Here is a 13,453-nt window from a genome sequence, read left to right on the forward strand (position 1 = left end):
CACCTTTCTCCTGTTACTCCATTAATTCTTTCTTAGGCAAGTAATCGCCGCCCAGTTGTTCTTCGCTAATTTTCAGCAAAGTTCCATCATTATAAATTTCCTTGATTCTTTTGTTGACTGCATCGAGCAGCGTACTGTCTGCAGATTTGGAGAACAGGATATAGGAACCCGGATCGCTGTTTTCAGTAGAGAAAGGAACTACCTTCAGGTTGGTAAAACCATGCTCTTTAATCGCCTTTTCGGCTGAAACGCGGGAAATGATGCGCACATCATACCGCCCTGCTTCAATCCCTTCAAACTGCTTTACGAAGTTTTCGTCGGTATACATAATTTCTGCTTTGGCATCCGGATGATCCGCGTTATAATTTTCCAGCAGTGTTGCGCCGGAGTTGCCTACTTCAGTCACAGCCTTGTAGCCTTTCAGATCTTCAACGGACTTGAGGGTATTGTCATCCTTGCGGACAACGAACACATTCGCATTTTCAATAATTGGCAGAGAGAAATTGTATTTACTGCGTCTTTCCGCATTGGAGCCAAAATTATTTGCGCCCAATTGGAAACGTCCATTATCCAGGCCTGTCAGAATGCCTTCGAATTCAATGGCCTGAACCTCCAATTTATATTCGGGAAGACCTTCAAAAATAGCCTTCATAACTTCAACATCGTATCCGGTCAATTTGCCGTCTTTATCATAACTGAATGGATTGCTAACCCCGCTCGTCGCCGCAACGATGGTCTTCGAGCCTGCTCCCGCATCGTTTTGCGCTCCGGAGCCTGCCTCACTTTTGTTTCCGCAACCCGCAATAATAACTCCCAGCAACAATATAAATACACCTGGCAAAAATCTCTTTTTCATTGTAACTTCCCCCTCGTTTAGTAACGGAAAAAACCATGATCCCCAACTTATCATAGTAATTTAGTATGAAAATATTATGTCACGGGGTATACACTGTGTCAAGGCACAACGGCAGTATTATGACGGAAAATGGCGAATTACGTCGACGATTTAAGATAGGAAACGGGGAACCGTTCAGAAGAAACAGCGGCAGCTAAGGACGAATAAAGTCCTGGACTGTCGCTGTTGCGTTGAACTAATATTTTCAGTTAAAACTGCCTTGTTTAGGCCTGCGCTTCTACGCCGTTGTCCGAAATGGGGACAGGCTTTACCAGTCCTTCTTCTCCCAGACCCTGCTTCTCCAGCGGAGCAGCATCATTATTCCGTGCAGCCATTCGTCCACCGTAAATGCTGCAATCCATATGCCAAGCAAATAGGCAAGCGGCACTGAGACCCCCATTCTATCTGCAATCTACTATGCACTTCAAACTGTGGACCGGCAATTGTTTCAATTGATTCACAGCATTATCCATTTTTATACTGAATGATTCAGTGCCTGAAAGTCAACGACGTAATCTATGCCGTAGATGTAAAATAAGAACTAGTACATAAAAAAAGCCGCTAAGTTAGCGGCTTTGCAGGCGGGATTGAAATTTATCATTCTTTCAGGCTGCTCTCTAGATGTATTTGATCAAAGAAAATAAAGGAATAGAGTGAATTTCACTCTTGCGTCGCTTCCAATGATATGTTAGCAGCGTAGATCAGTTTAGCCATTTCAATAACACCCTCCAATTTTCAGTTTCCAACAAATGCGTTCTGGCAGTGCGAGAGTGGTGCTTACTATTCGGCCTACATTTGAAAGAGAATTTCTTGGTCTTTTGGAAAACGGAACATTAACGCCGTTGCCTGACGGACACCGCTACCTTACTGTAGCAGAAGAGTTGGAAAATTACGCGAAGACGAATTATCCGGGGATTAAGTCGGCAAATTCACCAGAGGATGCCCGCCCCTTACTGACAGACAAACAAAAGAAGGCCTGGGAGGATTTGCAACATATTGCAAAGCTGCTTTCCGAGTATTTTAAAGAAAATAATCAAACATATCCCGATACCGGTGGCAGACTTGTAAATGTCGACTCGATTTCTAGTACCCTTCAACCTTATTTAGGAAAAATAGGTTTAACTGTTTTACCGGTTCACGATCCTTGGAATTTACTTGTTGGAGCAAGATCGGCGTTTTAGTGACCCTGACTACCCACTGTATAAAAGATTTGGCTACAACTCAATGGATGAGTTTATGGATGGTTGGGATCTTCTTTGATCCTATTCGCCATGAGTACACCTTGATCAGACCGATTGTAGACCCGGAAACAAATCTGCTTTTTTACAACTATTGTCCACTGACCCATAGAAAGAAACCGCGGCGAAAAACAGAATTTTAACGAAATCAATGTGGCTTGAGGTATTGGGAGAGATGTATTCCATGAGAAGCTGGTGAATTACAGCTCATTGGAACGGGATGAGTTGTGGAAACGGGTTGCACTTGCATGAGCAGTGGCAAAAAATCAAGAAGCAGCCGGTTGAAATTCGCGATCAGAGCATTAAGTTTGCGGATTCCAACGTCCCCCAGCCACCATCGCGCGCAGTCGTTTCATATCGGCGATCGGCGGCAGGCCGAACATCCTTGCATACTCACGGCTGAAATGAGAGGGACTGTCATAGCCTACCTGAAAAGCGGCTTCCGCCGCATCAGCAGTTTCGGATAACAGCAGGCGCCGCGCTTCCTGCAATCTGATTCTTTTCTGATACTGCAGAGGGCTCATCGCTGTGACTTCTTTAAAATGTCTATGCAACGATGAAGGGCTCATATTAGCCAGCTCGGCCAGCTCCTCGATTCGCAGCGGCTGGGCATAATTCTGCTTGATTTGCTCGATGACCTCCTTGATCCGGTAAGCGCTGCTTCCCTCCACAGCAATCTGCTTCAGCACATCCCCCTGCTGCCCTTTCAAAATCCTGTACAAGATTTCACGAATGTACATTGGTGCCAAAGCTTTAATGTCCTCAGGTGTCTCCAATAACCGTACAAGCCTTATAGCGGCATCAAGAAGGGAAGTGCTTGTTTGGCTGATAAACAGCCCGCGCCTGGAATCCGCTGGTTGAACCGCGCGAAGTTCGGACTCCTCCAGAATCTCTACAATTTGAGCAGGCTTAAAATCAAGCCTGAAGCACAAGTACGGCACATCGGATAAAGCTTCAATAATCTGCCCCGATACCGGCAAATCAACCGAAACCACAAGATAATCCGAAGGTCCGTATTGGTATCTCTCCTCTGTCAGCATCACTTCTTTTTTACCCTGGGCAACGATGCATAAAGCAGGTTCATGAACTCTATAGATTGGCTCGGTGATCTTCGAGCTTCGAATACAGTATAAGGATGGTATGTCCGTCGCGTGAACCCCTTCCCCGGGTGAGAACCGGTCAATAAGCTCCGCGAGTTCTTTCTGTTTTTGTATAAGGTTTGTTGTTTTCGGCACGTTTCCCCACCTTCCATCTCAGAACACTTACTACAGTTATTATAGCTTCTTCCTTCTGTTTCGTTTAGTTGCTTGAAAGGAATGAGCAATCTTTTGCGATGAATCTTCTATCTGTCCATTTTTCAAGTGCCTCATAATATCTATAGCGGCTGTAAATGATTAAAGGAGAAGATTGCTTATGAAGATAAACACTGATTTAAACAATATGAACTCCGGGAACAACAAGCCGTATGTAGGGATGTGGGTTACGGCGGACGATTATATTCGTCATGAACTATTGACGAACGGCCGGTATGACGAGGCGCGCGGCAACCGAAAAAGCGCCTACACAGGCAGTTATACAATCACGGGCAACCATATCGATTATGTCGATGATACAGGCTTTACCGCTGACGGGGAATTCCGGGACGGAATTCTCTATCATGCCGGTATGATTCTGTTTCGGGAAAGCAAGGAGGATTGAGGAGATATGGATAGAAGAGTCTGGATTTTAACGATTGCCGCCTTTGTCGTCGGTACGGTCGAGCTGGTCATTGCGGGCATTATCGAAATGATTGCCCAGGACCTGCAGGTTTCCGTTGCGGCCGCGGGACAGCTCGTTACCGTATATTCTCTTGTGTTCGCCCTCGGATCACCGGTTATTATTAGCTTGACGGCCAATATGGAGCGGCGCAGGCTGCTCATTATCGCGATGTGTGTGTTTTTTGCGGGGAATATCCTGTCCATTATTAGTCCGAATTTTACCCTGCTCCTGATTTCCAGAGTAGTGCTTGCCGCAAGCTGCTCTGTCATCATCATTCTGTCCATTACATTGGCGGCCAGCATCGTGCCTCAGGCATTAAAAGGCCGCGCAATCGGCATTATATTCATGGGTTTGAGCGCTGCCCTGATGCTTGGCGTGCCGCTCGGCACATGGATTGGCGATCGCTGGGGCTGGAGAATGACGTTTGTCTTAATCGCCGCACTTACATTGATTGTGGCTTTATGCGTACAGCGCTTTCTGCCTAAAACGCCGCCGCAACCGTCAGTTTCTCTCCGGACACAGCTTGGCACGTTGAAGAGCTCCAAGATTCTCTCGGTCCATTTGGTTTCCATACTGCAGATGACAGGTCAATTTACGATCTATGCATATATTACGCCTTATCTGCAAACAACAATGGGCTTATCCGCACCTATAATCAGTCTGGTGCTCCTGGTTTACGGCCTCGCCGGAATTGCCGGTGGCTGGATCGGCGGCTGGTCCTCCGACAAGCTGGGGCCGCGGAAGACGATCATCCTCACGCTCGTGCTGCATGCCGCAGCGATTCTGCTGCTGCCTTACGCCGTATCCAACTTGTTCAGCTTATTGCTGGTGGTCGCTGTCTGGTGTACCTTCAATATGGCGCCAAGCCCGGCCATTCAGAGCTATCTTATCGAGACGGCTCCCGAATCAGCGGATATTCAGCTCAGCTTCAATACTTCGTCGCTTCACATTGGAGTCGCACTCGGCTCCATGATAGGCGGCTTCGTAGTGAGCCAATACAGCATTTCCGTCAATCCTGTAGCAGGCGGGTTGATTATACTCTTATCTATCCTCTCCGCCCTCTACTCGATGACAAGAAAGAAAAATCGCGAAGCTGTAGAGCAAGCCGTTTAAAATAAAGTGGTTCAGTAATACTTCGAGGGAATGATGAAAGATTCTACAAAATCAAGGAATGACAGAAGGAACGATCCATTCACGTCGAACGGTGTCCTATCCTGATTTACGTTCGTCCCACCCCCAGAAGCAAATAAAAACGGGGCTACCCGAAGGCAGCCCCGCACTGGAGTCATGTTGTTTAATCTGGATGTCAAACTTTATTTTCACTGAACAAAAGATTTTATAATACCTTAACCCCTTACTCCACCGTAACGCTTTTCGCCAGGTTTCGTGGTTTATCGACATCGTGGCCCAGGGCCAGCGAAGCGTAGTAGGCGAGCAATTGCAGCGTAACTACGGACAATGCAGCGGTCAGCAGCGGCAGGGTCTTAGGAATCACGAAGGCTTGATCGACGGATTTCAACAGGTCGGTAACGTGCTCTTCGTGCGTAATCGCCAGGACGTCAGCGCCGCGGGCTTTTACTTCCTTGATGTTGCTGACGGTTTTCTCCAGAACGGATTCCTGGGTGGCCAGGGCAATCACCGGAACGCCCTCTTCGATCAGCGCCAGGGTGCCGTGCTTCAATTCGCCCGCAGCGTAAGCTTCGGAGTGAATATAGGAGATTTCTTTCAGCTTCAGCGAGCCTTCCTGAGCAACAGCGTAATCAACGCCGCGGCCAATGAAGAACAGGTGCTTATGTTCAGCAATCTGCTCAGCGTAGGTTTTGATCGCTTCTTTTTGTGCGAGAATTTGTTCTACCTGCTCTGGCAGGGATTGCATAGCGGCCAAAATCTCAGCGACCTGTGCTTCGCTCTGAGTACCGCGCACTTCAGCCAGATACAGACCAAGCAGCGTGAATGCAATAATCTGTGAAGTGTAGGCTTTGGTGGAAGCTACGGCAATTTCCGGTCCAGCCAGGGTCACCAGCACATCATTAGCTTCACGGGCAATGGAGCTGCCCACTACGTTAGTAATTGCCAGTACATGCGCACCGTTCGCTTGCCCTTCACGCAGCGCTGCCAGTGTATCCGCAGTTTCGCCGGATTGGCTAACTACGATAACCAGGGTTTCCGGTGTAACGATCGGCGAACGGTAACGGTATTCCGAAGCGATATCATTTTCTACAGGAATACGTACCAGGGACTCGATCAGATTGCGTCCAACAAGTCCTGCATTATAAGCCGTACCACAGGCAACAATCTGGATGTTGCGGATGTTCTTGATCTGCTCTTCCGTCAGGTTAAGCTCTGGCAGAATCACTTTGCTGCCTTCAGCATTCGTACGTCCACGCATCGTATCGCGGTATGCTTTTGGCTGCTCGTGGATTTCTTTCAGCATGAAATGCTCATAGCCGCCTTTTTCTGCGGTAACTGCATCCCAATCGACAGTAATCATTTCCCGAGAAATAAAGTTGCCTTCAATCGTCATCAATTCGACAGCATCCCGTGTCAGTACAGCCATTTCGCCGTCGTTCAAAATATATACGTTGCGGGTATATTCCAGCAAAGCGGGAATGTCGGACCCGATAAAGTTTTCGCCCTCACCCAGACCAATGATCAGCGGGCTTGCTTGACGCACAGCCACCAGTTTGTCGGGCTCATATTCAGTCAGAACTCCCAGTGCAAATGCACCGCGCATGAAGGTGATCGCTTTTTGTACAGCTTTTACAATATCACCATTATATTCGCGGGCGATCAGGTGGGAAATAACCTCCGTATCCGTTTCGGAAGTAAAGTGGCATCCCCCGGCAATCAGTTCTTCCTTAAGGTCAAGGTAGTTCTCCACAATCCCGTTGTGTACGACCGAGAACTTCTTGCTCTCGTCGGTGTGCGGGTGGGAGTTCTCATCGGAAGGTTTACCATGCGTCGCCCACCGTGTATGCCCGATTCCGGCGCTGCCGGTAAGTGGAGTTGCTTCCAGTCTGGATTCCAGGTTCGCCATACGGCCTTGTGCTTTTACAACCTGAAGGCCCTCTTTGGTAAATACGGCAATCCCTGCCGAATCATAACCGCGATACTCCAGCTTCTTCAAGCCCTCTACCAAGATCCCCTGCGAATTCTGATTCCCGATATATCCTACAATACCACACATTATAATTTCCCCCGTCCAATTTATAGTGTGGGCGGCATAAGGAAAGAAACGTGCCGTGCGGCATGTTTTTGAGAAAAAGCAAATATTCTGTTGTATTTCAGGCTCACCAAGTTCACACGATTACGCAATCCTTAAAAAAGAACAGTATCCGTTTCCCTTGTATCTATGTTCATGAAATGCACAGTCTTCTCCTCTGCCGCAGCAGAACGCTCTGTGTTTCTCTCCGTTACTGCACTAGCCCATGAAATGAAAAATAACTTCTGGTTGCACCCACAGAAACGTTGTGTGAAAGGTCGCCCTCGCATTTTCCGCTTCCATTTACGGCTCTGGTGCATCACCGGGAGGTCCCCGCCGAACATTTCGAACACCTCCACCTCGTCAGCTTACATCTGCCGTGATCCGTTCAAGCCTTGCCCTATAGGCAACTGCTGTCCCTTCTCCCCCGCGCAAGATCAAGCTCTGGCGCTTGCTGTTGCCAACCTTACTATCCCCGCTTTCCTTCTGGAATGACACTTAATCTATTATATGCACCTTACATCATTTTTGCAACGCTGTATTACAGGAATACTTTTGACAGTTCGCACAGAAGAATGGACATAAATTTAAATATTCAGCCGCTGAAGCAGATCAAGCACTCCCTCCACCGGCTGAACAACTCTAACATTAATCTGATTAATTACACCAGTTCACGCTGAACAACATCAACAATGTGGCCAACATAAAGATCCAGTTCCGCCTTATCCGGACCTTCCGCCATCACGCGGATCAACGGCTCTGTACCGGAAGGACGCACCAGCACACGGCCATTATCGCCGAGCTTGCCTTCCACTTCCTGAATAGCCGCTTCAATCGCCGGATTGTTCGGATAGTTGGTCTTATCCTGTACGCGAACATTCACCAGCACCTGCGGATATTTGGTCATCATCGATTTCAGCGCACTGAGCTTCTTGCCCGATGACTTCATTGTTTCCACCAGCTGGATCGCGGTCAGAATACCGTCACCTGTTGTGTTGTAATCCAGGAAAATCACATGTCCGGACTGTTCCCCGCCCAAATTGTATCCGCCCCGGCGCATTTCTTCCATCACGTAACGGTCACCAACTGCGGTCTTTGCTGTGTTCAGTGCCAATTTCTCTGTCGCTTTGTAGAATCCGATATTACTCATAACTGTGGACACAATGGTGCCATCCTTAAGCTTGCCGGCACGGTTCATTGCATCTCCGCAAATACAGAGGATAAAGTCTCCGTCGACTTCGTCGCCATTCTCATCAATGGCAATCAAGCGGTCAGCATCCCCGTCAAAAGCAAGTCCCAGATCCGCACCCTGACGCAGAACTTCCTCTCGCAGCGTCTCCGGATGTGTGGAGCCAAAGCCGTCATTAATGTTCAGTCCATCCGGTTCCGAACCGATGGCAATCACTTCCGCCCCCAGCTCTCTGAACAAGCGCGGCGCGAGTTCATAGGCTGCTCCATGGGCGCAGTCCAGTACCACTTTAAGTCCAGCGAAGCTATGGGAAATCGTTGTTTTAAGATAGTCCAAATATAAATATTTTGCATCATTATCTATGCTTACTGTCCCCAGACCCGCACCTACAGGGCGCGGCAATTCATCGATTTCGGCATCCATCAGCTCTTCAATCCGCAGCTCGGTTTCATCTGTCAGCTTGAAGCCGTCTCCGCCAAAAAACTTAATCCCGTTGTCTTCAACCGGATTATGCGAAGCAGAAATCATCACTCCCGCATCAGCCTTCAGCAATCTGGTGATATAAGCCACCGCAGGCGTGCTTACGATGCCCAGACGAATGACCCGGGCTCCAATGGACAACAGGCCCGCTACAAGCGCCGATTCCAGCAGTGGACCCGAAATCCGCGTGTCCATGCCTATAACCACCTTGGGCTTCTCCACATTTCCTGCCAATACATATCCTCCGCAGCGGCCGATGCTATAGGCCATTTCTGCAGTCAATTCACGGTTTGCAACTCCGCGCACGCCATCTGTACCAAAATACTTACCCATCTGTTTTCTCCTTTAGAATACGCTGCTTCAGCTTAATGAATTATTGTATGAATGAATTCTTGTTTCGTGTGCTTCTGACTCACAGGTTAGACGCCGACCGGCTGAAAAAGTTACGTTCCATCCGTACTGCTTACATTGTTGCCAACTCCGTTAAGAGCACCTGAATTAGCGCCGTTCTCCGGTACTCCTTCGGAAGGGGTTGGTGTGGCTGTAGGATCAGCAGTGTCCGGACTCTGTGGAGGTGCTGTGGGGCTTTCTTCAACGAAGGCTGGCTCCGTAGTTGGCTCAGGGGTCACTGCTGCACTGCTGTTATCCGGCGTCGCTGTGGGTTCCGGCGTTGCCGGAGCCAGCAGTTCTACCGTTGCCGTGAGCCGTTGCGAAGCATTCGCGAGAGCAATGAACCTGGGCAGCGAGACATGCAGCGTTACGGCATGGTTCCCGGCCTTGAGGCCAACAACATCCGCCACCACACTGATATTATTTTTGTCCAGCTGATTCAGTAAAGCCGGGGCTCCAGATACCGTCAGAGTAACAGCTTTGCTGGCTGGATCTGTGATCCGGGCGGATAGCCCGTTGTCTACCCCCTCCAGCTTAATGGGGATATTATCGATGGTTTTCTCGGCTACTTCCGAGGTCACTACAGAGACATTCAAGACTGCAGGTTCAATCTTCACCGTGCCTTCCGGAGCAGGCAGCTCCAGCTTCAGCTCTTTTGTACCTGCGGAATCTATTGCGCTTAAATTCAGCGTTGCTTCATAGGAGGATAAACCGGCTAAGGACTCTTCGGTTCCATATACCGTTACTGTGTCCTGCTCGGGCAACACCCGGGACAACGCCAACGCTCCTGGAAGCTGGCCGGTAAAGCTGATGTCAAGCGGCAGGCTTTTGAATGGCATAGTGACCGGCAGATCCACAGTAACAGTGGACGGCTCGATGACCGCATCCTTAATCTCATTGCCGCTGCTGTCAACTGCGTACAGCTTCAGCTTTTTATCCTTAATCGTCTCGCTTTCACCATCCAATTCAATGGTCCCCTGTACCTTGGACACCTTGCTAAGCTCACTTGAAGCCAGCGTAACCTGCGCTTCCGCTGGATCTATGACAGGAGCACCCACCTGATAACCCGCCGCCGGCTTCCCTTTAGTAACGATGGAAACAGGAAAAGACTTGGTATTCCGCAGTTCCACACGGACATTCACTTCATTGGGGTTAATATCCTGCAGCGTCACTCCGCTTGGAAGTGAATAATGAAGCGGCAGTGTGGTATCCCCCGGTTGAATGTTGCTTAAATCAATCCACACTTTATACGCATCCGAAAATTTATAGGTAAGATCCGATTTTTTGCCCAGGACCTCGAGCCTGACGCTTACGGCATCCTGGGACGTGATTACATATTTGTCCTCATCGAATCCTTTGACCTCTATCTTAACATTTTCGATAATTTTGGACTCCTTGTTGACCGTGGTCTGGCTGGTAGGTGCAGTATCTACATGGACAATGGTCCACAGGATAATCGCAAGGGCAAGGGCAAGAATTTTGTTAAAATTGTTATTCTTCATCCACTTATCCATTGTTCTTATCTCCCTTCCGTTTCCAGAAAGCGGAGCTTTTCTCCTTGAGCGATGAAGTGGCACGCAGCTCCTCATACAGCTTGGAGATCAAGGACTCTTCCTTAATATCGCGCACGATCTGCCCGTTAATCGCCAGCGAAATCTGTCCGGTCTCTTCCGAGACTACAACGGAGACAGAGTCGGCCACTTCACTAATCCCGATCGCGGCGCGGTGGCGTGTCCCCAGCTCCTTGCTGATAAACGGATTCTCCGACAGCGGCAAATAACAGGCGGCAGCGGCAATCTGCCCTTCCTGCATAATCAGCGCACCATCATGCAGCGGCGTGTTCGGAATAAAAATATTGATCAGCAGCTCGGAGCTGACCACAGAGCGCATAGGAATACCGGATTCCGTATATTCATTAAGCCCGGTAGCTCTTTCGAAGACAATTAACGCCCCTATTTTTCGCTGCGCCAAATAATTCACAGCTTTAATGACTTCACCGATCAGCTTGCTGATCTCTTCATCGTTCTCGGCAGCCCGTCCAAAAAACTTGCCCCGGCCAAGCTGCTCCAGCCCCCTTCGCAGTTCCGGCTGAAAGATAATAAATATCGCAAAGATCCCGAAGGTAAAAATCTGGTTCATCAGCCATTTGAGGGTATACAAATCGAGCAGTGTGCTCAGTGCCCAAATCACAACCAGCACCAGAATCCCCTTGAGCAGCTGAACCGCCCGGGTTCCGCGCACCATATTGAGCACTTTGTAAATAATATAGCTGACGATCAGTATATCGATTATATCTTTAATGGAATCTTTCCATGTCATGTCTGAAAAATAACTCATGCCAAAACCCCCGTCAATTCATATTAGCTGGGTTTATGTAAAATGTCTGTAAGTTCTGTAACATATCTAGGTTATAACGTTCCAGCCCAGGTTGCAAGTTTAGACCCGCAGGGATTCACCGCATGATATTTCCAGGCAGCAAAAAAGCGCCATCTTTCCGGAAAAAGAGGCGCAAATGATATTTCTGCTAAAAGTGACCAAGTGTTATTAACGGTAGGCAACTTCAGAGAACATGTTCGTCACTTTATACCAGAGCCAACTTACCGCTTGGTCTATGCTTTTGACTTGCCCGGAGATATGGGCTGTTGAAGCCTGATACAAGGAACCGTCGATCACCGTCACATTGCCGTTCACTTCACCATACACCTGAGTTTTTCCATTCTCCACCGTCAGATCACCGGATATTGTTTTGCCGGAAGGTACAATAACCGTATCACCCTTGATGACAACCTGTTCCAGGTCACTTCCCCTGACAACAAGCTGCCGATCCTGATTCCAAAAAGTAACGGAGCTCATCAGCATTACGAGAATAAATACGGACGCCGCTGTAAGCGCAGGATGCCGTTTGATCCAGGTAATAAAAGCCCGCTCCTTCTTGACATGCGGTAATGAATTCATAATCCGGCCTACAAGATCCTCAGAAGCCACAGGATTCTGGTGCATCAGGGAAAACATCAGCATATCGGTCTGTTCCAATTCTTTGAACTTGGCACGGCAATCTGTACAGGATAGAAGATGCTCCTTCAATTCCCTCTGCTGCAGTTCGGGCAAGTCGTCATCCAGGTAGTCGTGCATCATAGAGACGGCCAGTTTGCATTCCATAGGAGCCAATCCTTTCATGAGTGCTATTTAATTATTACATGGCAAAGGGGCAGAGCGCATAAGACTTGCTTAACTTACATACGTCGCTGCCCGTCAGGCGTTTCATAAAAAATAATCTATTTTTACATTTTGGGGCCTAATTTTTTACGTAAAAATTCCCGCCCGCGGTGCACGCGGGTCTTAATCGTAGTTACAGGCATATCCATGACGTCACTAATCTCCTGAAGAGATAAATCCTGCAGATAACGCAAAATCATCACCGACCTGTATTTCACAGGCAGGCTGTCGATGGCCTCATAGATCAGACTCTGCGTCTCGGAGAGCAGCAGTTCCGTTTCCGGGGTCACATTATCGCTGGGGATCATGGAATAGCCGTCAATCCCCTCCTGGTCATTCATCTCGGCATCCAATGAATACGTCGGCCGCCGCTTGCGGAGCCGGTCAATACAAAGGTTCGTGCCGATGCGGTAGATCCAGGTTGAAAATTTCTGTTTGTCATCGTAACGGTCCAAATTCCGGTATACACGCAAAAACGTTTCCTGAACAATATCCTCTGCCTCATGGCGGTTGTTCAGCATCCGGTAGGCCAAATGATATATTTTGTCTTTATATAGTTCCACAAGCTCGGCAAATGCCCTTTGGTCGCCCTTCAAGGCGAGCTTTGTCAATCTGCCTTCCAAATTCTCCACCTGTTAACTCCCCCAGACTTGCCGCCCTTGGTCGTTCATCTCTTGATTGTCCACGGTACAAGCTCTTAAATCGTAATTCAAGTTTGTGTAAAAATCAAGGATAGTATTGTTACCTTCTATATATATTGGGCAAAAATAATTGCACAGTAGGGGCAGGTGGATACGGCGGCATTCCTAAGAATATTTGGACTTCCGGCCGCTGTTGTCTCCAGATTTCCTGATTTGTACCGCTGTTCGCGGTTGAAATCCGGAGACAAAGGCGGTCGCTGACGCTCCTACAGTTCCAAAATTCTTCTCCATGCCTTCTCCTCACCTATACCCTAGAGTTACTTTGCCGCTCTGCCCAAAATCACATCGGCAACAATGGGCAGGGGCAAAAGGCAGGAAGCTGCTTGATCCTTGCAGCTCCGTTTTTTGAACCCGTCCCTACCGGATTCCCAAGTCCCGGTTACC

General features: G+C 48.5%; 11 protein-coding genes. 3 read left to right on the top strand and 8 right to left on the bottom strand.

What is annotated here, in order from left to right:
• Nucleotides 1-13: 13 nt before the first annotated feature.
• Nucleotides 14-856: a transporter substrate-binding domain-containing protein gene (locus PRIO_RS29630; RefSeq protein ID WP_020427129.1), complete on the bottom strand. Its 843-nt coding sequence runs from the start codon at nucleotides 854-856 to the stop codon at nucleotides 14-16.
• Between the two features lie 857 nt (nucleotides 857-1,713).
• Here PRIO_RS29630 and PRIO_RS29635 point away from each other — a divergent pair.
• Nucleotides 1,714-2,076 (top strand): hypothetical protein, encoded by a 363-nt coding sequence (locus PRIO_RS29635; RefSeq protein ID WP_020427131.1) that lies wholly within the window; start codon nucleotides 1,714-1,716, stop codon nucleotides 2,074-2,076.
• A gap of 359 nt (nucleotides 2,077-2,435) precedes the next feature.
• Here the strand turns inward: PRIO_RS29635 and PRIO_RS29640 are convergent, their stop codons facing one another.
• Nucleotides 2,436-3,368 carry an AraC family transcriptional regulator gene (locus PRIO_RS29640; protein WP_039786636.1) on the bottom strand — a complete coding sequence of 311 codons (933 nt, stop codon included), beginning with the start codon at nucleotides 3,366-3,368 and terminating at the stop codon, nucleotides 2,436-2,438.
• 178 nt (nucleotides 3,369-3,546) lie between these two features.
• Between PRIO_RS29640 and PRIO_RS29645 the strand changes: the two genes are divergently transcribed.
• Together PRIO_RS29645 and PRIO_RS29650 are read left to right on the top strand one after the other, a co-directional pair.
• Nucleotides 3,547-3,831: an Atu4866 domain-containing protein gene (locus PRIO_RS29645; protein ID WP_020427133.1), complete on the top strand. Its 285-nt coding sequence runs from the start codon at nucleotides 3,547-3,549 to the stop codon at nucleotides 3,829-3,831.
• Between the two features lie 6 nt (nucleotides 3,832-3,837).
• A complete protein-coding gene (locus PRIO_RS29650) occupies nucleotides 3,838-5,004 on the top strand; it encodes an MFS transporter (protein WP_020427134.1) in 1,167 nt (388 codons plus the stop codon).
• 241 nt (nucleotides 5,005-5,245) lie between these two features.
• Here PRIO_RS29650 and glmS read toward each other — a convergent pair whose 3' ends face one another.
• From glmS to sigW, 6 genes are all read right to left on the bottom strand, one after another.
• Complete coding sequence (gene glmS, locus PRIO_RS29655) at nucleotides 5,246-7,078, bottom strand: glutamine--fructose-6-phosphate transaminase (isomerizing) (RefSeq protein WP_020427135.1); 1,833 nt, start codon at nucleotides 7,076-7,078, stop codon at nucleotides 5,246-5,248.
• 676 nt (nucleotides 7,079-7,754) lie between these two features.
• Nucleotides 7,755-9,095, bottom strand: a complete 1,341-nt coding sequence (gene glmM, locus PRIO_RS29665; protein ID WP_020427137.1) for a phosphoglucosamine mutase — start codon at nucleotides 9,093-9,095, stop codon at nucleotides 7,755-7,757.
• A gap of 110 nt (nucleotides 9,096-9,205) precedes the next feature.
• Nucleotides 9,206-10,666 carry a CdaR family protein gene (locus PRIO_RS29670; protein ID WP_046505843.1) on the bottom strand — a complete coding sequence of 487 codons (1,461 nt, stop codon included), beginning with the start codon at nucleotides 10,664-10,666 and terminating at the stop codon, nucleotides 9,206-9,208.
• Entirely contained in the window at nucleotides 10,659-11,489 is an 831-nt protein-coding gene (gene cdaA / locus PRIO_RS29675; protein ID WP_020427140.1) for a diadenylate cyclase CdaA, read from the bottom strand. The genes PRIO_RS29670 and cdaA overlap by 8 nt, the downstream gene beginning before the upstream one ends.
• A gap of 207 nt (nucleotides 11,490-11,696) precedes the next feature.
• Complete coding sequence (locus tag PRIO_RS29680; protein ID WP_020427141.1) at nucleotides 11,697-12,311, bottom strand: zf-HC2 domain-containing protein; 615 nt, start codon at nucleotides 12,309-12,311, stop codon at nucleotides 11,697-11,699.
• Nucleotides 12,312-12,433: 122 nt separating this feature from the next.
• Nucleotides 12,434-13,000, bottom strand: a complete 567-nt coding sequence (sigW, locus tag PRIO_RS29685) for an RNA polymerase sigma factor SigW (RefSeq protein ID WP_020427142.1) — start codon at nucleotides 12,998-13,000, stop codon at nucleotides 12,434-12,436.
• Between the last annotated feature and the right edge of the window lie 453 nt (nucleotides 13,001-13,453).

The sequence above is a fragment of the Paenibacillus riograndensis SBR5 genome, assembly GCF_000981585.1.
In the GTDB taxonomy this organism is placed as follows: domain Bacteria; phylum Bacillota; class Bacilli; order Paenibacillales; family Paenibacillaceae; genus Paenibacillus_AQ; species Paenibacillus_AQ riograndensis.

Coding starts and splice junctions, on each gene's coding strand:
- cdaA (WP_020427140.1), bottom strand. CDS start 11,489: ATGAGTTATTTTTCAGACATGACATGGAAAGATTCCATTAAAGATATA.
- PRIO_RS29630 (WP_020427129.1), bottom strand. CDS start 856: ATGAAAAAGAGATTTTTGCCAGGTGTATTTATATTGTTGCTGGGAGTT.
- PRIO_RS29650 (WP_020427134.1), top strand. CDS start 3,838: ATGGATAGAAGAGTCTGGATTTTAACGATTGCCGCCTTTGTCGTCGGT.
- PRIO_RS29645 (WP_020427133.1), top strand. CDS start 3,547: ATGAAGATAAACACTGATTTAAACAATATGAACTCCGGGAACAACAAG.
- PRIO_RS29670 (WP_046505843.1), bottom strand. CDS start 10,666: ATGGATAAGTGGATGAAGAATAACAATTTTAACAAAATTCTTGCCCTT.
- glmM (WP_020427137.1), bottom strand. CDS start 9,095: ATGGGTAAGTATTTTGGTACAGATGGCGTGCGCGGAGTTGCAAACCGT.
- glmS (WP_020427135.1), bottom strand. CDS start 7,078: ATGTGTGGTATTGTAGGATATATCGGGAATCAGAATTCGCAGGGGATC.
- PRIO_RS29680 (WP_020427141.1), bottom strand. CDS start 12,311: ATGGAATGCAAACTGGCCGTCTCTATGATGCACGACTACCTGGATGAC.